The 23,776-nt window shown below is 32.8% G+C and carries 16 protein-coding genes; 3 read left to right on the plus strand and 13 right to left on the minus strand.

Going from position 1 to position 23,776, the window contains the following annotated elements:
- Nucleotides 1-20: 20 nt before the first annotated feature.
- Nucleotides 21-1,166, minus strand: coding sequence for a serine hydrolase (locus tag Q0975_RS25965; RefSeq protein WP_299443040.1), 1,146 nt, complete (start codon nt 1,164-1,166; stop codon nt 21-23).
- 616 nt (nt 1,167-1,782) lie between these two features.
- Between Q0975_RS25965 and Q0975_RS25970 the strand changes: the two genes are divergently transcribed.
- Complete coding sequence (locus Q0975_RS25970) at nt 1,783-3,318, plus strand: T9SS type A sorting domain-containing protein (RefSeq protein ID WP_299443043.1); 1,536 nt, start codon at nt 1,783-1,785, stop codon at nt 3,316-3,318.
- Between the two features lie 138 nt (nt 3,319-3,456).
- Here the strand turns inward: Q0975_RS25970 and Q0975_RS25975 are convergent, their stop codons facing one another.
- Complete coding sequence (locus tag Q0975_RS25975; protein WP_299443045.1) at nt 3,457-4,926, minus strand: M28 family peptidase; 1,470 nt, start codon at nt 4,924-4,926, stop codon at nt 3,457-3,459.
- A 221-nt stretch (nt 4,927-5,147) separates the two neighbouring features.
- On the opposite strand from Q0975_RS25975, the gene Q0975_RS25980 reads away from it, so the two are divergent.
- On the plus strand, nt 5,148-6,278 hold the full coding sequence (locus Q0975_RS25980) for a VWA domain-containing protein (RefSeq protein WP_299443048.1): 1,131 nt from the start codon (nt 5,148-5,150) through the stop codon (nt 6,276-6,278).
- 38 nt (nt 6,279-6,316) lie between these two features.
- Nucleotides 6,317-7,780 carry a magnesium chelatase gene (locus Q0975_RS25985; protein WP_299443051.1) on the plus strand — a complete coding sequence of 488 codons (1,464 nt, stop codon included), beginning with the start codon at nt 6,317-6,319 and terminating at the stop codon, nt 7,778-7,780.
- 11 nt (nt 7,781-7,791) lie between these two features.
- Here Q0975_RS25985 and Q0975_RS25990 read toward each other — a convergent pair whose 3' ends face one another.
- From Q0975_RS25990 to Q0975_RS26040, 11 genes are all read right to left on the minus strand, one after another.
- The gene (locus Q0975_RS25990) at nt 7,792-8,613 is read right to left on the minus strand and encodes a DUF1853 family protein (RefSeq protein ID WP_299443054.1); all 822 of its coding nucleotides are present in this window, start codon (nt 8,611-8,613) and stop codon (nt 7,792-7,794) included.
- An 8-nt stretch (nt 8,614-8,621) separates the two neighbouring features.
- Nucleotides 8,622-10,682: a transporter substrate-binding domain-containing protein gene (locus tag Q0975_RS25995; RefSeq protein WP_299443057.1), complete on the minus strand. Its 2,061-nt coding sequence runs from the start codon at nt 10,680-10,682 to the stop codon at nt 8,622-8,624.
- Between the two features lie 3 nt (nt 10,683-10,685).
- On the minus strand, nt 10,686-12,776 hold the full coding sequence (locus tag Q0975_RS26000; protein WP_299443060.1) for a transporter substrate-binding domain-containing protein: 2,091 nt from the start codon (nt 12,774-12,776) through the stop codon (nt 10,686-10,688).
- A gap of 130 nt (nt 12,777-12,906) precedes the next feature.
- The gene (locus tag Q0975_RS26005) at nt 12,907-13,923 is read right to left on the minus strand and encodes a pirin family protein (RefSeq protein WP_299443063.1); all 1,017 of its coding nucleotides are present in this window, start codon (nt 13,921-13,923) and stop codon (nt 12,907-12,909) included.
- Nucleotides 13,924-13,926: 3 nt separating this feature from the next.
- Nucleotides 13,927-15,423 carry a carboxypeptidase gene (locus Q0975_RS26010; RefSeq protein WP_299443066.1) on the minus strand — a complete coding sequence of 499 codons (1,497 nt, stop codon included), beginning with the start codon at nt 15,421-15,423 and terminating at the stop codon, nt 13,927-13,929.
- Nucleotides 15,424-15,452: 29 nt separating this feature from the next.
- Nucleotides 15,453-15,956, minus strand: a complete 504-nt coding sequence (locus tag Q0975_RS26015; protein WP_299443068.1) for a TlpA disulfide reductase family protein — start codon at nt 15,954-15,956, stop codon at nt 15,453-15,455.
- Nucleotides 15,957-16,015: 59 nt separating this feature from the next.
- On the minus strand, nt 16,016-17,395 hold the full coding sequence (locus tag Q0975_RS26020; protein WP_299443071.1) for an amidohydrolase family protein: 1,380 nt from the start codon (nt 17,393-17,395) through the stop codon (nt 16,016-16,018).
- 11 nt (nt 17,396-17,406) lie between these two features.
- Nucleotides 17,407-18,852, minus strand: coding sequence for an amidohydrolase family protein (locus Q0975_RS26025; protein ID WP_299443074.1), 1,446 nt, complete (start codon nt 18,850-18,852; stop codon nt 17,407-17,409).
- Nucleotides 18,824-19,285, minus strand: a complete 462-nt coding sequence (locus Q0975_RS26030; RefSeq protein ID WP_299443077.1) for a DUF3291 domain-containing protein — start codon at nt 19,283-19,285, stop codon at nt 18,824-18,826. Before Q0975_RS26030 ends, Q0975_RS26025 begins: the two co-directional genes overlap by 29 nt.
- A gap of 3 nt (nt 19,286-19,288) precedes the next feature.
- A complete protein-coding gene (locus Q0975_RS26035) occupies nt 19,289-20,362 on the minus strand; it encodes a proline iminopeptidase-family hydrolase (RefSeq protein ID WP_299443080.1) in 1,074 nt (357 codons plus the stop codon).
- Nucleotides 20,363-20,373: 11 nt separating this feature from the next.
- Nucleotides 20,374-23,670 (minus strand): amidohydrolase family protein, encoded by a 3,297-nt coding sequence (locus Q0975_RS26040; RefSeq protein ID WP_299443083.1) that lies wholly within the window; start codon nt 23,668-23,670, stop codon nt 20,374-20,376.
- Nucleotides 23,671-23,776: the final 106 nt, after the last annotated feature.

The raw sequence follows: 23,776 nt of genomic DNA on the forward strand, positions 1-23,776 counted from the left end.
CTATTTTATTAAGGTAAATCTTATTTTGTACGTAGCTTTTCCAGATCATAAATTTTCCTTCCTAATTCTGCTAGAAACGGAATTCCAATAGTATCATATTCGTAGTTGTCATCATTAAAAATTCCATTTTCGTTTACATGTATTGTAGCAGATAAGATGAATTCGATATTATTCTTAGTGTCTTTAATGTAAGCACAATCAGTAAGATAACCGTAAGCATATCCAACTTTATTATAAATTTCTATATGTTCCGGAATATCTTCTTTTGTATCACCAAACATGAAAAACTTCACATATCCATCGTAATATTCTTTTTTATCATATCCCGCTGTAGCTGGTACTATTTTCATCGCTTGGAGGACAAATTCACGATCTTCATTAGTAATGTCAAAACGTTCTTTTTGTTTATACAATTCAGGGAATTGTATTCGTTTCATCATTTCGTGTAAAGACTTTAGTGGGAGATAATTTTTTTCTGAAAAATCTTTCGGACGCTCAATCAGCGTATCATTGTAAATATATCCATTACCTTTTAATAGTTTTTGTAGAGATAATTTTGGAATAGGTGAGTTGTCCGTACTTTCTTGTTGAAACACAAGGATGCTATCTTCTATGTTCTCTTTAAAAAAGATGGATTGTGTTTTCAAATTATGGGAATGGAAAGCTGATAAACGATGCAAAATGCTCCCATTTATATCTTTGGTCTGTATTTTTTTATTGATATAGTCCTGACCAAGAAATTCAAATAAACGATTGTATGCCTGGTTATCACTTACTGCGAAAATCTTTAAGATCTCTTTCTCTATAGTAGTGTAGAGTGTATCCCGCTCTAATATGAAGTTTGTTTTTCTGTTAATAGAAACTCCATTTTCCTGTAGTTCTTTTAATCTCTCCAAAGCAACAAGTGCTATTGGAAATTTAACAGAGCTAGCAGGATAAAAATAAGTGCTATCCGAAACATTGAATTCATAATCAGTAAAAGTTACTTCTTCGTTTTCATCACGATCTATCTGGCTATATAAAATCTGAACTTCATGTTTTTCAATATTTTGCATAACCTGCTTAATCTGTTCTGCATCCGAATCCAAAACTTTTTCTAAAGGATTTTTCTGCTTACAGGACATGAGGGAAAAGCACATCATACTCATATATATAATATATCTCATAAAAAACGAAAATTAGCTAGTAGAAAAATAACAATTTACTTTTTACTATACAATTTTTTACCTGCTGCATAATATTTATCACCTTCCACCCAAAAAGGAGTTTCAGGTGTATTAGCAATATTTCTGTAACCCAATACTTACGACTGAAAGAATTTTAAAAGATAGTCATCGTCTAATGTATCAGGATTATGATTATAAGTGACCTGATAATAATCTTTTTGTTATTTCTTCACCAAAGAGGATGAATTCTATATTGATAGTAGAATTATCATTTATTTTTAATGCCATTAGATTCAGTTGTCCTTTCTGATCTTATTATGGTCAGGTATTAGTGCCTATGTTTATAAATCTCCGTAGCGCTAATGATTTCCGTTTATTTCATAAATATAATTCTTTCTTTAGTTCATAAGAATAGCTATTACTTATCTATATAGTTATGGTTTTAACAGATTGTTTGAAAAAATAAAAAATAAAAATGAGGGTAAGAATATTTTTGTTTTATAACACTATAGCAGAAATACAAATTAATGTGTTTTTTAAATTTTCTTGCAAGAAAGGACATAAACTGTGGTGTCTATAAATAATTGCGGTCATAAATCTTTTAAAACAAACTATAATGAAAAAAACTATTAAATTGTTACTATTGGTTATGCTATGCGTTCATATAACTAATGCACAGGAAAAAAATGAAATGCAATTGATTACTGATGCACTTCATAAAACTGTAGCATATTATGTTGATCAAAATCTTGATATTAAAATCCCTGAGATTGAAAGACAAAAGATTATTAATGATGCTAAATTAGAGGGCCTAAATCAAAAATCGATAGATCAAGTATTATTAAATTATAAGAAACAATATTTAAGACATCAATTTTATAAAAACAATCCATCTTTAGAGAAACAATTGAAGGAAGAGAGTAGAGGAATTACAAGTTCTAAAGGACTGGTTCCAACGCCAAGTCCTAGATGTATTTCAGAAGGTTTTGAAGGAACTATTAATGGTTTTGGATTAACAATAGGCAGGACTGAAGTTAGTTGCGGAGCGAACTCATTAAATAGTAGGGGTTTCATTAATCTTGACCCGAATAATATTCCTGTTAATGCGAATGCGACGATTGTAGGTAGTGGTAATGATCCTATAGTCGCTTCTGCTGGGCATACACTAACTCAAGTAAAAAGTGGTCTAAGATCTTTAAGAATAAATCAAAATGTTATTATTGGAACAGAAAATGACGAAGTTGATGTTGTAAGCAAATCAATATTGATTGAAGAAGATGAACTTACATTCGATTTCGCAAGTGTATTAGAATTACCTACTAATACGCATACAAACAGTTTGCCTTATTTTAAGTATTCTATTGTTAAAAAAGGAGTTACATTAATTTCGGATTGTTATATGTCTAACGATTCACGATTAAATAATACAATTTTTAATACTCAGGGCGAGAGGTTTGTTTTTAATCAATGGGAAAGTGTATCTGTAGATGTAAGTAATTATGTAGGTCAAATTGTTAGAATAGTTCTAGAAACTGCAGACTGTGGTCAAGGTGCACATGGAGGTTATACATATATTGATAATATAAGGAATTGTACACCAACACCACCATGTCCCACTCCTAACGATATTCATTTTATTAATGAAGGCGGTGGAGGACTATGTACTACTGGACAGGCTAGCCTTAGCGGTATAAATAATAGTTTGGTAGATCAGGTAGATTGGACTTGGGCATTAGGAGGTCATAGTGGAACTGGAGCTAGTACAGGAACTACTTCTCCTATTTATTATCCAAGCGGTGATTGGACAAATTATTATATTTCTATTTGTGCAACAGTAACGTATACGGATGGTAGTACTTGTACTAAAGTTTGTAAAAGCTTTTTATTAGATTGTGGCGATGGTGTGGGAGATCCAATAGGGCGAACTAGCGTGTATCCTAATCCTACCAATGATTTATTTTCTCTAGAGACTAATAGTAAATTGAAGGTTCAGAGGGTTGTTATTAAGGATTTACAAGGGACAATTGTTAAATCTGTTATTCAAAAAACATATGATAATATCCAATTAGCTGGAGAACGGAAAGGGATCTATATCGTTGAGATTACATATGAAGATGGTTCATTAGAAAGAAAAAAAGTGGTTTTGCAATAAATAACTAAAAGAATATTAAACCCTAAGATATAAATATACCTTAGGGTTTATATTAGTTAGATTCCAAAATATAGTTTATGGTAAAGTAGGAATAGAAAAGCGTTTTGTTTACAACAATTTGAAGTTGTAAATGGTTTACTATTTTTTATAAAGGTTTTTACCGGCATTGTAATATTTATCGCCTTCTACCCAAAAAGGAGTTTTAGGGTTGTTTGCAATATTTCTACAAGCCAATACATATGACTGAAAGAATTTTAGCAAATAATCATAGTCTAATGTGTCAGGATTATCAGTAACCTGATGATAATATTTTGTTATCTCCTCATCAAAAGCGGTGAACCCCATACTGAATGTAGGAGCAGGAATTCCTTTTGCAGCAAAATGGACATTATCAGATCGATCAAATAATCCTTGCTCAGGAGCTGGATCATCAATAGCTTTTAGGCCAAAAGGAGTTGTTGCTTTTTTTATATCTTCTGCTGCGGTTGTTCTTTCTAAACCAACAATTGTTGCTATACTAGTATCATTATAGCCTCCATTATCACTATTAAAACAATATACCATTTGGTTTAATGGAATCATCGGATGATTGACATACCATTTACTACCTAATAATCCTTTTTCTTCTCCAGTAAACAGAATAAATAAAGCGGATCTTTTAGTAGGGTATTTAGCAATGTTTTCTGCTGCAGATAATACGGTTACCGTTCCCACTGCATTATCTCTAGCTCCATTATAAATAGAGTCATTGTTTACAGGAGCACCTATACCTACATGATCGTAATGAGCAGAATAAATAATATATTCATCTTTTAGTTTAGGATCTGTACCTTCTACCATTCCAACCACATTTTGCGATATTACAGTGCCTTCCTTAATGCCTTCAATAGTTACGGTTGCATTAATTTCGTTTTTAGTATCAAAGAATTTGCTGATTTCTTCCTTTTGATCATTAATCCATAAATAGGTGAAATCATTAGTTTTTTCTTCTTTTTCTTCAGGAACCTGCATTTTTTCTCCGTTGAAGCTATGTTCTAATTGTGACCAGGTTCTGTCATTAATACTGTTAACTTCTATAATTCCTAAAGCACCTTTTTCTTTAGCTAAGGCTGTTTTTTCTTGTATTTTAGAAAATGCAAACCTAAGATTGCTATTGTCTTTTGTTCCCGAATAGGTTACAACCATCTTACCTTTTACATCTAGATTTTTGTAATCTTCGGCTAATCCATAATTAGCAAATACTAACGATCCTGAAAAGGAAGTGTTTATTTTTTTTAGAGTCACTATTTCCGAAGTAGTAAAATCGCCAATCTTTAAGACTGCATTTTCAAATGGAGAGGTTGTGTTTAGCGTAACTTTCTGAAAGTAATTATTAGTATCCGCTACAGGTTTTACTCCATATCCGCGAAGCATATTTCCTAGGTATTGTGCCGCTATTTTGTTTTCTGGTGAACCGGTTTGTCTTCCTTTTAGTTCATCAGATGCTAAAAAGTAAATGTGACCTTCAATTTCACTTTTAGAAACTGTAGATTTTACCTTTTCTATATCATCTTGAGCAAAATTTATAAGTGGAAAAGCCAAAAGCAATAATAAGATTGGATTCTTCATAAGCGAATTAAAATAATTTGTTGTTATTGAATATATATAATCTGAGAAAAGATATTAAAAAACATACCTGATTTTTCAAAGATAAGAATTGTAAAGGGTTTATTGGATTAGTACAAAAAAGTGTTAGAGTGTAAAGTCAATTCTCCAAAACATATGTTAATTCTCCATTATTAGCATCCAGTTCAGTCGGTATCTTTTATAAAATGTGCTAAATTTATATAATGAAAGAGAATAAGGGAATTTTCAAAAAAGGGTTTGCTTTTAAAAAGTATGAAGCTCCTGAGCAATCTCCATTCGATAAGCTTTTTGATATTTTTCAGGAGATTATCACACATACTTCAGGAGACTTAGATGAAGCTTTAGATTGGTTGAAAGAGCTGGATAAGGAATATGAACTTACCAGTGAAGAATATACTATGGATGATTTCATTGAGGATCTTAAGAAGAAAGGATACATTCGAGAAGAAATTCGGCCAGACGGAAAAGGAGGAATGTCTATTACTTCTAAAACGGAACGCGCCATTAGGCAAAGAGCACTAGATCAAATTTTTGGAAACTTGAAGCGCAGTGGATCTGGAAATCACAGAACAAAGCACACAGGAAGAGGTGATGAACATGCTGGCGAATATCGAAACTACCAATACGGAGATGCGTTAGAGCGTATATCCATTACCGAAAGTTTAAAGAATGCACAGATTAATCATGGGATAGGAGAACTCAATCTTACCGAAGATGATCTTGTGGTAGAAGAGACGCAGTTCAAAGCTCAAATGAGTACAGTATTGATGATCGACATCAGTCACAGTATGATTTTATACGGAGAAGATCGCATCACTCCTGCAAAAAAAGTGGCTATGGCGTTAGCAGAACTTATTACAACGAGATACCCTAAAGATACGCTGGATATCTTGGTGTTTGGAAATGATGCGTGGCCAATAGCAATTAAAGATTTACCGTATCTTCAGGTTGGACCGTATCATACCAATACCGTGGCAGGATTGCAATTAGCAATGGATATGCTGAGAAGAAAACGTAATACGAACAAACAAATTTTTATGATTACGGATGGTAAACCTAGTTGCCTTAGGCTACCGGATGGACAATATTATAAGAATAGTAATGGATTAGATCGCCAAATTGTAAATAAGTGTTATATGATGGCGCAACAAGCTAGGAAACTTCATATACCTATTACGACCTTTATGATTGCACAGGATCCATATCTGATGCAGTTTGTAAGAGAATTTACCCATGCTAATCAGGGTAAGGCTTTTTATACAGGGTTAAAAGGATTAGGAGAGATGATTTTTGAAGATTACGAAACCAATAGAAAAAAAAGAATTAAAGGATAAACGATAGTACAAATCTAGAATTTTGCTGAAAAGAAAATATGAATACAAATACGATAACGACATTTGGAAAATTAAAAGAATCAGGATACAAAAGTAAAAGTATCAAAGATGAACTTAGAGATAATTTAAGAACTAAAATTGGCAATAAGGAAGCTACTTTTACTGGAATCCATGGATATGAGAACACCGTTATTCCTGAGTTGGAACGGGCAATCTTATCCAGACACAATATTAATTTATTAGGGTTGAGAGGTCAGGCAAAAACACGTTTGGCCAGGCAGATGATCAATTTATTAGATGAGTGGATTCCCGTAATAGAAGGTTCTGAGATTAATGATGATCCCTTTAGCCCAATATCTAGATATGCGGTTAATTTAATTAAAGAAAAGGGTGATGATACTCCTATTTCCTGGATACATAGAAATGATCGTTTTGCCGAGAAATTGGCAACACCAGATGTGACTGTGGCAGATATTATTGGAGATGTGGATCCTATTAAAGCGGCAAATCTAAAATTGAGTTATGCAGATGACAGGGTAATTCATTTTGGGATGATCCCAAGAGCAAATCGTTGTATTTTCGTGATTAATGAGTTACCTGATTTGCAAGCACGTATTCAGGTAGCATTGTTTAATATTTTACAAGAAGGTGATATTCAGATAAGAGGATTTAAGCTGCGACTTCCATTAGATATGCAGTTTGTATTTACGGCTAATCCAGAGGATTATACAAATAGAGGTAGTATTGTTACTCCTCTTAAAGATAGAATCGGTTCTCAGATTCTTACGCATTACCCAGAAACCATTGAAATTGCTAAAACAATCACTCAGCAAGAAGCGCAATTGGATTCTAGACAAAGTAATCTGGTTCATGTGCCGAGTTTGGCTAAGGATTTGTTGGAACAAATTAGTTTTGAAGCAAGAGATAGTGAGTTTGTTGATTCTAAAAGCGGAGTAAGCGCCAGAATGAGTATTACGGCATATGAGAATTTATTAAGTGCCGCAGAATATAGAGCACTTAAATCTGGAGATGAGCACACATTATTGAGATTGAGCGACTTTATGGGGGTGGTTCCTGCAATTACTGGTAAAATAGAGTTGGTGTACGAAGGTGAGCAAGAAGGTGCAGCATCCGTAGCACATACGTTAATCTCGGATTCCATTAAAACATTATTTCCTGAGTATTTTCCTAAAATTGAAAGATTAGAAAAAGAGAGTGAGAAAAGCCCATATCAAGAACTGATTGATTGGTTCTTCGAACAAAGTGGTTTCGAGCTTTTGGACGAAATTCCGGAAGCAGAATACATAAAAAAGCTGGACGAAATAAAACCATTAAATGATCTTATTAAAAACTATCAAGAAGATATAGATCAAAAAGATAGTTATTTTATGAAGGAATTCCTGTTATGGGGACTGGTAGAACATAAAAAACTGAGTAAGTATAGACTTTCTGAAGGTTTTAGGTTTAAAGATTTATATGGAAGTTATATCAGTGATTTATAGTTAGTTAAAAATCACCACCAGACTATAAAACATTTAGAAAAAGAATCTTCACTACTTTTTATCCAAAGTAGTGGAGATTTTTTTTTGGAGAGTTGTATTTTCAATTGCTCAAATATGGAAGCATATGAGTACCAAGTTTTATTATGTTTTGGATGTGTTATCCAATCTTTTTTTTCAGGTAAAAAATAATGTTGAGAACTATATTTTTCCGATTTAAAATCTTTTTCATGAATCCAAAAACCGATAACACAATCATTGTTAAGGTACGATACCAACTTGTTTTGATATGATATAGGGACGAATAAATTTCCAAAGAAACATACTTTTTGTATGATTTCGTTAGGTTTGATATTCAATTCTTGTAATGCAGTAATAGTTTCTGTATGATAGAGTAGTGGTAATTGTTTTTCTTTTAACTTGGTTACTTTCTCTAATAAGCTATCGTTACGATTAGGGCCAATCCATTTTTCTAAAGCTATCTCACTTTTTTTGGGATCATAGAGATAAAATTTATAAATTAATTCTATATGCAGAATTTCTTTTTGTTCCAAGTCTTCTACTAAGAAATCTAATTCACCAATGGTTATTTTATCTTTGAATATCTGAAGATTTTTTAGGATAAGCGTATGCTTTTTGCTGTTATTAATATAGTATTCAAAAAAATGCTCTATCCTTTTACCTAATACTTCGTTTTCAGGGATTTTAATTGGTAATGCCTGAGTGGCAACATCAATAGAAACCTGAAAATCAAATTGAGGGAGTTCAAAAAGAGAAGTGTCATCCCATAACAATTTGCTGTGTAAAAAACCAGCATATTGATGTTCTATAGACATTATAGTTATTATTTATTTCTAAATATAGAAATATATTTATCTAGGATAGGTCTTAATATTTTTCGATCCACTGGTTTAGCAAGGAAATCATCACAACCAGCTGCTAAGGCTCTTTCAATATCTTCTTCTGTGGAATAGGCCGTTTGTGCTATGACAGGTAGATCAGGTCTCATTTTTTTGATCCGTTTTGTAGCATCATATCCATCCATAACAGGCATTTTGATATCCATTAGTACCAAATCGATTTTTCCATTCTCTTCGCATATTTCAACCGCTTCTTTACCGTTCTTAGCGCGATAGATAACAAACTCAAAATCGATCATTTTGGTTAAAACCGTTTTTAAAAACAAAAAGTTTATTTCTCCATCTTCTGCAATAAGCACAACATGTTTTTCTGGTAATATTTCTTCATTTTTATTAGTAGATAGTTCTGCGTTATTGTGCATTGGGGTATAAGGAATTTTTAATACGAAGGTACTGCCTTCATTTTCTTTACTTACAAAGGAAATTTTTCCTCCGATTAAATCCGTGTATTCTTTAGCAATAGCGAGTCCTAAACCAAGGCCTCCAAAATTTTTAGAAATCTCTTTTTCTGATTGAGAGAAACTCTTAAAAATAATATTTTGATCTTTTTGTTTAATTCCGATCCCCGTATCTTTAATAGATATAGCAACAGAATCTTCCACAATATAAGAAAAGATTGTTATAGAACCAGTATTGGAGAATTTAATACTATTATCAACTAGATTACCCAGTATTTTATGCAGCTTTGATTTATCAGAAACAATTATATTTTTTTCTTCCGGAATTTCGTTTTCTAAATGTAGAACAAGCTTTTTTTCAGTTGCTTTATCATTATATTCAGATACTAATTCCTGAAGTAGTTCTCTTAAGTTAATTTCTGTGAATCGTATTTTACTCTGCTTGGTTTCTAGTATAGAAATTTCTAAAATGTTATCCATTGAAGTAATTAGATCTTTACCACTATCAATTATAATCTCTGTGTATTCCTTTCTTTCTTCAGGTGTTAATGAACCTGATTTAAGCAATTCTGAAAATCCCATGATTCCATTCATTGGAGTTCTAATCTCGTGAGATATATTCTGAATAAAATTAGTCTTTATTCTATTACTTTCTTCCGCATTATCCTTTGCAATTCGAAGCTCTTTAGTTTTTTGTTTGATGATAAACTTTAAATAGAAATATATAAGAATGATACCTGCCAAAGCGGAGAAAAAAATAATTGACGATATGATCCAGAATTTAGGTTTTTTATAAAATGGTTTAACTACGTTGAATAGCCAGTTGTCTATAATCACCTGCTTTTCTTTAATAGTTATACTATTAGCTGCTTTAGCTATAATTCTATTAAGTATTTTGTTTTCTTTATGAACAGCGACACTAGGAATATAACTATGATTTATTTTGGATAGAACTTTTAACTGAGTAAGCCCTTCTGATTTTATTAAATAATTTACAAATGCTTGTCCACCAATATATGCATCTGATTCTCCTGATTGTACTTTTCGAAGACACGTAATATCGTCGGGATAATAGTTTATCTCCAAGTTAGGGTAATTTTCTTTTAGATAGTCATCTATTGAATATCCTTTAGGTACTGCAATTTTTTTATTTTGAAAATCCTTAAACTTTAATCCAGAATCTACCTCTTTTCTGGCAACTAAAACAAAAGGGGTTTTAAAAAATTCGGTATAGAAATTTAGATGTTTTTTTCTTTCTGCTGTCTTTTGCATCTCAAGGACAACATCTATTTTTTTATTTTCGATATCTTTTAATAGTTGTGTCCAATTTGTATAATATTTTTTGTGAAAGGTATAATTGATTTTATTTTCTATTAAACGAAAATGATCTACTAAAATACCATCAATACTATCTTTTTTATTTATAAATTGATAGGGAGGATAATATGGATATACAGCAACATAAAGAGTGTCCTGTTGTTGAAGCCAATTTTTTTCAGATGTATTTAGGATATCATCGTTAGAACAAGATAATACTCCTATAAATAGGCATATGAAAATGAAAATATATGATATCTTGTTTTGCATATGTTACTTCGAGTTGGTAGTCATATTTTTATTTTTGAAAACGCGAAAATATTTATTCAGAATTGGTTTAAGTACTTTTCTGTCTACAGGTTTCGAAACAAAATCATCACAACCAGCATCCAATGCCTTTTGTACGTCTTCTTCAATAGAATACGCCGTTTGAGCTATCACAGGTAAATTAGGTCTCATTTTTTTGATATAAGAAGTAGCATCATAACCATCCATGATTGGCATTTTAATGTCCATAAGTACTAAATCAATGTTTTCGTTTTCTTGACAAATTGTTACTGCTTCTTGACCATTTTTTGCTCTATAGATTGTGAAATCATAATCATTCATTTTGGTCAGAATTGTTTTTAGAAACAAGAAGTTAGTTTCCCCATCTTCTGCAATTAGAATAATATGTTTTTCTTTTTTTGAATAGCTTTTGTCTTTATTTGATATATTACCTGTTTTGGCTATTGATGCCGTAGGGTTGTAAGGTACTTTTAAAGTAAAAGTGCTTCCTTCATTTTTTTCACTTGTAAGTGTAATTTGACCTCCTATAAAATCTGAATTTTTTTTGGCTATGGTTAACCCTAAACCCATTCCTTCATATTCCCCGATTGTGTTTTTCCAATCAGATGCTAAACTCTTTTTGATTTTATTTTTATTTTTTTCATTAATACCAATACCAGTATCTTTTATAGAAATAAATAGGAAATCACCTATTACTTTGCATAAAATATCTATGGATCCATGATTGGTATATTTAACAGCATTATCAACTAAGGCATTCAGAATTTTATTTAGCTTAGGTCGATCCATTAATACTAAATTCTCTGTATGCGTTAAATTGTTTTTGATATAAAATTTTGTGTTCTTTTCTTCAGCTTTCGCATCATAATATGAAACCAATGTTCGGAATACATCCTTAAGATTAATTTCTACTAATCGAAGTGTAAATCTTTTAGTTTGTAATTGAGAAATTTCTAGAATATTATCGATAATGGATAATAATTCTTTACTATTTCCAATGATCATTTGAGTATATTTTTGTCTTTCTTCAGAACTTAAATTTTCGTCGTCCAAAAACTCTGAAAGACCAACAATACCATTCATTGGAGTCCGTATCTCTTGCGGTATATTATTTATAAAGTTTGTTTTTAACCGATTGCTTTCTTCCGCAATATCTCTGGCTATTATTAGTTCTTCTGCTTTCTGTTTTATCTTAAATTTTAGATAAGAATTGAAAGATACTACAACGATAAATAGTAATAAGATGATTAAAGATATGAGTATCCAGAACTTGGGAGTTTGATAAAAAGGAATAACATTGCTGTAGTACCAGCTATTTAGGATCGACTCTTTTTCTTTTTTTGTTATGCTAGAAAGTGCTTTAGAAAGAATTCCATCAAGAACAGTATTCGTTTTATTTACGGCTAATCCTGGTTTATAATCTAAACCAATGCCAGAGTTCATTTTCAGGTTATCTAGTCTTTTTAACCTAACATAATAACTGACTAAAGCTTTAGGGCCTATATAAGCGTCATATTCACCAGAATTTAGTTTTGATAAACAAGTTAATTCATCTTTATCAGTCACAATATTAAAATCGGGATACGTATTTTTTAAGTTTTCGGTTATAGCATAATCTTCAGGAAGTACAATTGTTTTGTCATTTAGACTTTTTATGTCATTTCCAAAGCTAGCTTCATTTCTAGTAACAATTACATGTGGAGATATAAATAAGGGAGTATAGAATTTTAAATAGGATTTTCGTCCTTCGGTCTTCTGAATTTCCAGAATACATTGAACTTTGTTATCCTTTACATCCTTTAGTAATTTTGGCCAATCTTCGTATCGCTTTGTCTTAAATTTATAACCAATTTTCTGTTCTATGAGTTTTAAGTAATCTATAAAAATACCATCAATTTCATTTTGTTCATTTACAAATTGATAAGGCGGGTAATAAGGATATATGGCGACTGTAATACTATCATTTTGTTGTAGTAATTTTTCTTCTAAATCACTTAAGGTTAAAGATTTTGAGCAAGAGCATACTACTGAAAGTAGAAGAAAGAATGGGAATAAACACAGTAGTTTTTTTAGCATAGATGTAGGTCGTTTAAACACTTAACTTTTTTATTCCCTTAAATAAAGATAGTATTTTAATAGTAGTTTTGAAAGAGAAATAGATCAAAATCTACAAGTAAAATAGGCTATAGTATTCTATACTACACAGTTAAGTGCTTTTATTAATTTTAGTTCCATCTGGATATAAAGCAAAACGTCCTTTAGATTTTGCGTGAACGTGATCATAACTAGGCCAAGGCCATCCACCAAATTCTGTTTTCTGATACTCTTGAATAGCATTTCGAATTTCTGATTGACTATTCATAACAAATGGTCCTTGTTTCACTATAGGTTCATTGATAGGTTTCCCTTGTAGTAATAAGAAATGAGATTCCGTATTACCGTTTTTAATGGTTAAATCTTTATGGGCTTGTGTAATGATTTGGTGATTTACGGGAATGGTATATCCTTCACTTTCAATTTCATTTCCTTTAAAAAAATAAATAGAACGATTAATTTCTTCAGAAGCACTTGGAAAAGTGTATTCGGAGTTAGGAGCCATTTTTATTGTCCAGATATTAATTTCATTTTTTGGGCTGGCAGCCCAAGAATCAGGAGCTGGATCTATAGCGGTTTTTCCTTCTGAATTTCCAGCAATTATGGTTATTTCTGTGGTATTTCCTTTTTTATCTTTTACAATCACTTTTGGTATCTCTTCATTCCAAAGCATTTTGAAATGTGGAGCTACCATTTTCTTATCTCTGGGAAGGTTAAGCCAAATTTGGAATAATAAAAATGGATTTTCTTCTTCTCTATTTAAAAGAGGAAACATTTCGGAATGCTGTACGCCTTTGCCAGCTGTCATCCATTGAACATCTCCATTCCCAAAACGTCCAGCTGCACCTAGTGAATCAGAATGATCTACCAAGCCTTTTTGAACTATAGTGACGGTTTCGAAACCGCGATGTGGATGTGCAGGAAAACCTGGAACTGTACTGCCATGGTACATCCTCCATCCATCTTTTAGTATAAAATCTTGACCAATATTTCTTCCTGCTAACGAAGCATCGGGACCTAGTTTTTCATTTCCTTTAGGGTACTGATCTTCGTGATATGCACAAAATAAAAATGGATCACTGGTTTCCCAGGTAAAGCCTAATGGTTTGATCTTAATAATAGCGTCCATAACTTAGTATTTGGATCCTTTAGCAATATTTGAAGAAGATTTCGTAATAAAAGACCTGATATCTTCATTTGCTTTAATGAGGTCTTCATTTCTTAAGTACATCATATGACCGCTACGATACCCTTTAAAACTTAATCGATCTGAAAGTTTTCCATTAGTATTAAGCTGCCACATTACATATTTTGCATTAAAATACGTTGTGGCTCCATCATAATAACCTGATTGAATCATTGTATGCAGGTTAGCATTCATTGTCATAGCTTTTCTTAGGTTTTCTCCTGTATTATTGCCTTTAGTTCTATCCCATGGCCTTACAGGGCCAAACATATTATATTTTAAATCTGTTTTAAAATTTAATTCTTGACCGATATAATAATTAATAGCAGGTGTAAATGCATGTAACCAAGCAGTTAATTCACTATTGTAATCTGGATTATCTCCAGATTCTTTAATATCCATCCCTTTATATCTGGAATCCAATCTACCGATGGTTAGTCCTTCTTTTTCTCTAAGAAGATCTTTCCAGAAATAACTTTTTGGAACTTCTAGATTATTTTGACGAATTGTTTTTTTCGATAATCCAGAATAGTAAGCCATTTTAGTAATAGCCTCTTCTTTTTTCGCAGTATCTAAATATCCTCCCTTTACTATCGCAGGAAGGAGCTGATTAATAGTATAGTCTTCTGCCTCAGCTAGTACTTCTAACAGATCTTTATTTTGTAATTCTGAAGGTAACATTTTATGATACCAGGCGGCGGCTGCGAAATAAGGAAGGCGATTGGCTACTTCTACTGGACCGTCGAATTTAAAACCTATCTCAGTAGGTGATACAAGAATAACGCCGTTTAGATACATCCAATGATTGTTTTGTAATGCTAAAGCTAGACCAGAAACTCTTGTGGTTCCGTAGCTTTCTCCTATTAGATATTTTGGTGAACGCCAGCGATTGTTTCGTGTTACAAAGGTATTGATCCACTCTGCTAGATATGTGATATCTTCATTAACTCCAAAAAATAGTTTCTTATCCGGAAGTTTCCCTTCTTTATCTTCAATCATTCTGGAGTATCCAGTATTTACAGGATTTACAAATACGATGTCTGCAACATCTAATATTGAATTGGGATTTGCTTTAATTCCGTATGGTTGAATAGGAAACCCTTCATCATCGATCTTTAGTATTCTAGGTCCTGTGTACGCTACATGCATCCATACAGATGCTGATCCAGGACCACCGTTAAAAGAGATTAATAGAGGTCTGTTTTCATCATTTTTAATATCACTTCTCTTGTAGTAAGTATAAAATAGAGATGCAACAGGCTCTCTCATTTCATTCCAAACAGGTTGAAATCCTGTAGTCGCTTTATAAGGAATTGTTTTTCCTTTTATAGTTGTGGTATGATTTGTCACTACAATAGTGTCAACGGGTACTTTTACCTTCTGGGCTTCTGTCTGAAGCGAAAAAAATAATAGGAAGAGTGTTAGATTAATAATTTTTTTCATCATTAAGATTTTGGAAAGGTTCTCATTCTTTATAAATATTGATCTATTAAAGCTTCTAAATGTCCGCTGGATGGTGCTGGGCATTGTTTGTTAAGAATTTCCCCTTCTTTATTTACAAGAAAAAAGCGAGGTATTGCCCAACTTGTTGCTTTTCTGCCATCATCTAAGGCAACGGTTTCAGTAATTAAATTCATTAGAGGACTATCTGAAGATACCCAATATTGATGTCCCGTTTTTTTCTTTTTAATAAGATATTTTTTCCAAGGGGTTTCACTCGTATCAGCCGAAATAGATATAACATTTAGTTTTCCGTTATATTTTTTTTCAATTTCTTCAAGATATGGCATTTCTTCAATACAAGGTTTACACCAAGTAGCCCAATAATCAATTATGGTTAATTTATCAATAGCATCGATGATTTTTACTTTTTCACCTTTTGGATTCGTTACTTCTACGTTTGGAATAGTATTTTCTTGAGCAATCGTATTATAAGAACATACTAATACAGTCAATAGGAAGAGAATTTTTTTCATAGGTTTTTATTTTATAAAGATTCCGTTTGTTTATGTTGGCAGATAGGTTTTTTCTAAAGTTAATTATTTGCAGCGTTTCTAGCGATTTCTTCTAGTTTTTTATCAATTGTTTCTTTAGAAAGCCAGGTTCCTTTTACCATAACTCCAGAGATTTGTTGTAATGATTTGATATTTTCTAAAGGGTTAGCATCCAAAATAACTAAATCTGCATCCAATCCTTCTTTTATTTGCCCAAAAGTCTCTTTTTGATTAAAAAACGTAGCAGGGTTTATGGTTCCAGATTGCAATATTTGTAAAGGAGTTAAACCGGCTTGTTTCATTCCGTCGATTTCATGATGAATTGAGAATCCCGGTACATTAAATAATTGAGGAGCATCAGATCCTAATAACATGCCATGACCCTGATCTTGTAAGGCTTTGATTAACTTTCTTCTAATCCTATTAAATTCTATCCATTGCTCTTCATTAAAATTAGGGTTATCCTCGGTGTATTGCCCTTTTCTCTGTTTCCAATTGGCTAATGTAGAAGCAGGCATATACTTCATTTCTGCGTCTTTTAATAATACATCAGCGGTTACCGGAGCAAACCATCGCTCAAATAAACTCTGTGTGGGAACAATCCAAACTTGATTTTTTTTAGAAAGTTTTACAAGCTCATCGATTTTAGAATCATCGGCTAATGGAGTGAAATTATACCCAAAAAAACCATTGTCAGAAGGATTTACATTTTTGGATTCTGGAACTAAACCTTCCAGAAAACCATCCACGTGATCAATTGCGGCAAATTGGCTTTTTAGGGCATGTCTAACACCTACATCGACTGGTACATGTCCTGCAAAAGAGATATTTACCTCTTTGGCGGTTTTTACCATTTGGTTAAAAACATCTAATTTGATTCCCGGATGGATTTTTAAGAAATCATATCCTTCTTTTTGATACGCTGTTACTTTAGCAATCGCTTCCTCTTTTGTTGTAATTGAGTTTCCGTTAAGAGAAGGACTGGCAGTAAAAATTCTTGGACTCAGTATTTCACCAGACGAGGCTTTTTCTCTTAATTCTATATGTGATGGATGACCTAACATTCCTCTAATTGTAGTAATACCATTAGAAATATAAAGGAATAATACTTCTTCAATTCGTTCTTTGCTAGTGGAAGGCTGTGGAATATGAGCATGCATTTCTGCTAATCCAGGAATCATATATTTTCCTTCGGCATTAATCTTTGTACCATAGAGATCAGAGTTTTCAACTGTATTAGAAATACTCTTGATCTTTCCAGAATCGATAATAACCTGTTTCTTTTTTAGTACATCACCATTACTAACATTGATGATATTGACATCTGAGATAAGAATAGCGGTCTTACTTACTTGTTTTTGTTTTGTCTGGGAACACGCTATTAACGAGATAGCAATGAGCAGAAGAAGATGTTTTTTCATGACGGTAACATTTAGTTTTTAAAGGTAAAGCACTCTAAACAATCATATTTTTCAGTGATTTTTTTAGGATCATAGATTTGATCTCCTTTGATTACTCTATAAATATCTTGAGTGTTTTTAATGTTTTGTATTGGATTGCTATTCAGGATTACCAGATCTGAGTTTTTTCCAATTGCTATGGTGCCGGATATCGTATCTTTTTTAAGAAACCTTGATCCGTTGTATGCTGAGGTTTGTATAGCTTCAATTGGCGATAACCCTGCCAAAACCATAGCTTCTAATTCTTGATGCAATGAAATACCAGCATATGTATAAGAGTTGTATGCTCCGCTATCGGATCCGGCCAGAAGTTTTACGTCTGCATCTTGTAAGGATTTTGTTAAGTTTTTAAAAAAGGTATTTAGCTCTTTTCTTGACTTCTTAGCTTCTTCTGATGAATTTAAAGCTCTTTTGATGCGACCTTCGTAGGTTTTAATGATTCCTTTTCCAATAATTTTCAGATAAGGATCAGCTGTATGATCAACTTCATCCAGATAGCTTAATATATTACCAATATGTAATGTCGGAACTACATATGTATTAGTATTTTTTAGGTTACGAAATGTCTTCTGAGCAGTTGAATCTTCATAACTCAGAATCAGATCATCCATTGCATTCCAGAAACCAAGTTCCTTATTGATTATTGCCTGTGTAATTTCAGATTCTTTGGCAGAACATCCTTTCAGAATATAATACAAATGTTCGATCGCTCCAATTCCAGAATCTAATGCTTCATCAAGCTTCACGGTAAATGGCATGTGACCTGAAGAGATTATTTTTCTATCTGTAGCCTGTTTTAATATAGCTAGGTAGTTTTCTCTGGAAATTCGGCTATCATATATTTTTACAAAATCAGAAGGGATTTTTTCTAAAGAATCAAGTGCATTAGTAATATCTTCTGGAGATTCTATTGATAAGGAACCTGCCCAAGTTGCATTTGCTCCATCAAGTTTAGGTCCTGAGGTATATATAGTTGGGCCAATTAACGTTTTGTTTTTGATTTCTTTCTTCCATTTTAAAATCTCTAAGGTTAGATCTCCTCCAGCATCTCGTACAGTCGTTATTCCATTAGCAATAAAAAGAGGGAGTAGGTTACGGTTTTCTTCTATTAAGGAACTTCCTCCTCTCAAATGAATGTGATTATCCCAGAAACCAGGAAGAAGATATTTGCCTGTGCCATCTATTTTGTTTTTTGCATCATATGCGTCGACGCTATCTATTGCTTCGAGTTTTACAATTTTTCCATTATTGATATATAATGTTTTTGTTGCAATATCTCCATTTTCAATCTGAATCAAATTGATATTAGAAATAACCGTGTCATATTGCTCCTTTTGTTTTTCAGAACAACTCAAAATACTTAATAGTATAAGGGTAAGTAATAGTATTTTATAGTTTCTGATAATTGATAGCATCATCTGTGGTAAATTTACTTTTAAAGGTGAATGCATAAGGAGTTTCTCCATACTCTTGTAGATAGTATAATCGTTCCTTTGCTTCTTCTGGAGACGGTTCATGACCATTTTCTACATACCAGAAAGCCATATGCATTCTTGGCATTTTATGAAACCATTCTTTTTTACGTTTTAATATATCAGAATGAGCAGTTTTATACACGAAATCAAATAATGTTTCTATACTTTCCCAAACGGACATATTGATAATTAAAAAAAGATTGTCAAATACGGTAATTGCTGTTGCATTTCCTTCATCTCCTTTAAGTCTCCAAACGAAACCATCGCTTTGTTCTGCCAATTCATTAATACGATCTAGGTTATTTACAAAATCTTCCATTATTGGATCATTAATGGGGGCTAACATTTCGGCAATATTTACTTGTGCTAATTGCATATATTATTTGGTGTTAAATGTTCCATTATCCACATCTTTGATAAACTTTATCAAACCATTGAAGAAGTTTTTTTGATCATCAAATTGTGATAAATGACTCCCGTTTGGACAATGTAGATATCGGCCGTGTTGCACTTCATTGGCAATCCATTCCATTTCTTTAGGATCCATAGTGTCATATTTTGCGCCAATAGCTAAGGTTGGAACTATTATTTTAGACAATTCATTTTTCACATCCCAGTTTTTAAGGGTAGCATCACCTTTGATCCCAAACTCACTAGGACCTTGCATCGTAACATATACATCAGGATTAAGATGTTTAAAAGATCTATTGATAGGTTCCGGCCATTTGTCTACAGGCATTCTTATGATATGTTTTGTGTAGTAATGTTGTACTATAAGATCTAAGTATCGTTCGTTAGCATAATCTTCCTTTTCTTCATAACTCATAATTTCCTTTAATACCGCTGGATCTAACCGAGGAGCTAACACTTCATCAGAATACTTTTGGTATTCAGGAATAGAAGCGACCATATTAGAAATTATAAGCCCCTTCAAATTCTTTTGATATTTTAATGCATATTGCATTCCTAAAATCCCTCCCCAAGACTGTCCATAGAGATAAAAGTTATCTTTATTTAATCCTAAAGCAATACGTACCTGTTCCACTTCTTCTACAAATCGATCTAGATCCCATAGACTTTTATCTTTAGGCTGATCACTATAGTAAGACCCTAGTTGATCATAATAGTAGTATTCTATACCTTCCTGAGGAAAAAAACCATCAAAACATTCATAGATTTCATGTGTCATTCCTGGACCTCCATGGAGCAATAGCACTTTGATTTTTGGGTTATTACCTACTCGTTTTGTCCAGACTTTAAATTCTCCTTTAGGAGTAGTAATAGGTATCATTTTAATACCTCCCATAAATTGATCATCTCGATTGGTGTAATCAAAGTAATTGATTGTTTCTTCTTGTACTTTTTCAACTATGACTTTTTCTTCGGTCTTAATTTCAGTACAGCTTTGAACTAGTATTGTAACGAGTATAAAAAAAGAAATTAGGTTTCTCATCATCTTATATTTTAATTATGTCCTAAGTGACATCCACAGCCAGGTTTCATAAAACTTTGTGATGCTTCATGCCAAGGAAATGCTGTGTTAGATTTGGTATTCTCCCACCAAAACTTGGTTCTTTCTTTAGAAGTATTACCAATTTCATTCATAGTATCCGTATCATATAATCGACCATTAACCATCGTATACTTTACCGTTTCTGTATTTCTTATATTATCTAATGGATTTTTATCAAGTACAATCAAGTCTGCTAATTTTCCTTCTTTAAGAGAGCCAATATCGTTTCCGGCTCCAATATAATTTGCACCATTTATTGTAGCTGCTTGTAATGCCTGCATATTGGTCATACCACCTTGATGTAACATCCATAACTCCCAATGAGCACCAAGACCTTGCAATTGACCGTGTGCTCCAAGATTCACTTTAACGCCTTCATTGGTTAATTTTGTGGCAGTTTTAGAAACCAAAATATGTCCATTCTCATATTCTTCATCAGGAACCATGGTTCTATGACGTGAACGTGCATCCACAATACTTCTAGGAGTGTATTTTAGTAATTTTTCATTTTCCCAAACATTATCTTTTTGGTAGAAAAAATATTCGCCATTCATCCCTCCATAGTTTACAATTAGCGTAGGAGTGTACCCTGTTTTACTAGTTTTCCATAATTCATATACATCTTTATACACTGGAGCCACAGGAATATTATGTTCAACTCCTGTATGTCCATCCATAATCATAGACATGTTATGATAAAAAGTGGAACCACCTTCAGGAACTACATTAATTTCTAATTCTCGGGCAGCTTGCATTACCTGTTGTCTTTGATCTCTTCGAGGTTGATTATAGCTTTTTACAGATTTTGCACCAAAGGCTTTTGTTCTCCGAATAGAAGATCTGGCATCTTCCAGGTTATTTACTACAGCTTTAAAATCTCCATCAGCTCCGTATAATATAAAACCAGTAGAGTAGAGGCGTGGCCCAACCATTTTTCCGCTTTTTATTAGTTCTGAAATACTAAATACGGTTTCAGTATTAGCGGATGGATCATGTGCTGTGGTAACTCCGAATGCTAGATTGGCATACAATTGCCAATGTTTCTGAGTCGTTAATCCATATCTGAATGCTCCTACGTGTGCGTGTGCATCAACAATACCAGGCATAATTGTTTTTCCTTTTACATCGAATACTTTTACATCGCTAGAAATGCTTATTTCACTTGTTTTTCCTATTTTTTCAATAGTATTTCCATTAATAATGATCGTTCCCTCTTCAATAACTTGATCACCTTCCATGGTTATAATACGTGCATTTGTAAAAGCAATTTTTCCTGATGGAGCATCGGTTTTTACAACTAAATCAATAGAAACACCTTTAGAAACAACTTCTCCTACTTTTTCAGGAGAGTTGGGTAAGAAAGTGAATCTGTCTTTGATTTCATTCGAAAAATATTCATCACCTAATGTCCAGAATACTTTTTTACTATCCTTAGACCAGTGTAGATTAATCCCAGCATCTTTGGATATCTGGGACACAGGAATAAATGTAGATTTATTATCCAGATCGATTTCTTTTCCGTTGATAACTAACGGAGCGATATAGGCTTTATGCAGATGAGTAAAAGCAATCCATTGATTATCTGGGCTTGGCACTAATCTATTTGCGTATTTTGATTTTACATGTGTTTTTTTGTCCTTTCCATTAAGGTCAACAGATTTTAACTCTTTAGTAAGGTTACCAAAATAAGTTCCTCCTGTTTGATAAAAGATACGTTTTCCATCTTTAGTAAAAGTAGGATATGCTCCTTCTTGTGAAATCAATTTTGCATTCGCTCCTGAAGCAGACATTGTATAAATCCCGGTTTTTTTACCGAAACTTCTTCCCTGATCATTATTTCCTCCTTCTTTTCTGTAGGTAATTAGACTACTAGAAGAATTGTATGCCGGAGTTCTATAGATTCCTTTTTCTGAAGTCAATATAGTAGGAGTTCCACCTATAGCGGGTATTTTACAAACAGCCCCTAGTTTTTCATCATTCCAGGTAACATATACTATATGTTGACCGTCTGGAGAGAAGTTTGGCTCGAACTCAAAATCAGATTTTTGTGTGGTTAGACGTTGAGGTTTTCCTTTTGGTAATTTTTTACTCCAAAGATGTCCAAGAGCACTAAAAACTATCGTTTTTCCATCAGGAGAAGTAACTGCATGACGAATTACTTTAGAAGTAAATTCTTTTGGAGCTACAGCTGAATCAAAATGAACGGTTTCTGCAATTTTTAAAGTAGCATCAACATTAAAAGGGATATTGGTTACCTGAGAATTTTCAACATTAATTTTATGGATCTTTCCTGCTGACCAGAATACGATTTCTTGATTATTAGGCATCCAACTAAAATTTGGATATACCCCAAAGATTGCCCAAGCTTCTTGTTGATCCTTATTTAACTGATCATAGATCGGCCATTCTTCGCCTGTTTCCAGATCGTGGATATATAAGACGGTTTTGGTTCGTATTCTTTTTACAAAGGCTAGTTTTTTACCATCTCTGGATACTTGTGGTCTTGCAGCTCCTCCAGGTCCTCCGGTAATAGTTGTGTTTTTTCCTGTTTCGAAATCATATCTTTTAATAACATAGATTTGTTTATTAGGATCCTTATTGTATTGAAAGAATCCTCCTGAATACATATCCTCACTATAGTACATATATTTTCCGTCGGGAGAGATACTAGGTTCGTTTACATCTTGTTGATCATTTTTTCTTTTGGTGAGTTGTAATCCAGAACCTCCTGTAATATGAAATTGCCACATTTCTCCTGCTCCCAATGAACGCTGAGATGTGAAATGTTTTCTGGCAATTAAATAATTACTATCTGGCATCCAGGCTGCATTATTAAGTAACCTGAATTTTTCTTTGGTAATTTGTTTGGCGTCAGTACCATTAGTATTCATAACCCAAATATTATCTCCACCACCAGCATCACTGGTAAAAGATATTTTACTGCCATCAGGACTAAAACGAGGTTGTACTTCAAATGGGATTCCAGTGCGTAAAACTTTTGCTTTTCCTCCAGAAATAGGAATGCTGTAAATATCTCCCATAAGATCGAAAACTATTGTTTTTCCATCGGGGCTGACATCCAGATTCATCCAGGTACCTTCGTCGGTAGTGAATGTGTGATCTTTATAATTAAATGCTCCTTTAGGATTAGAAACATCCCATTTCTCTTCTTTTTTGTCTTTCTGTGCTTGGGAATTGAATACTAGGAATACTCCTAGGAATAGGGTAGTGATAATGTGTTTGTGCATGATATTCGATTTATCTAAACCGAAAATACTGAATTCGAGAACAAAATATCTTAAAGTGTTGTTAATGGAAACTTATAACGGATGTAACAAGTAATAATTTATAATA

Origin of the sequence: uncultured Aquimarina sp. (genome assembly GCF_947500065.1) — a bacterium.
Classification (GTDB): domain Bacteria; phylum Bacteroidota; class Bacteroidia; order Flavobacteriales; family Flavobacteriaceae; genus Aquimarina.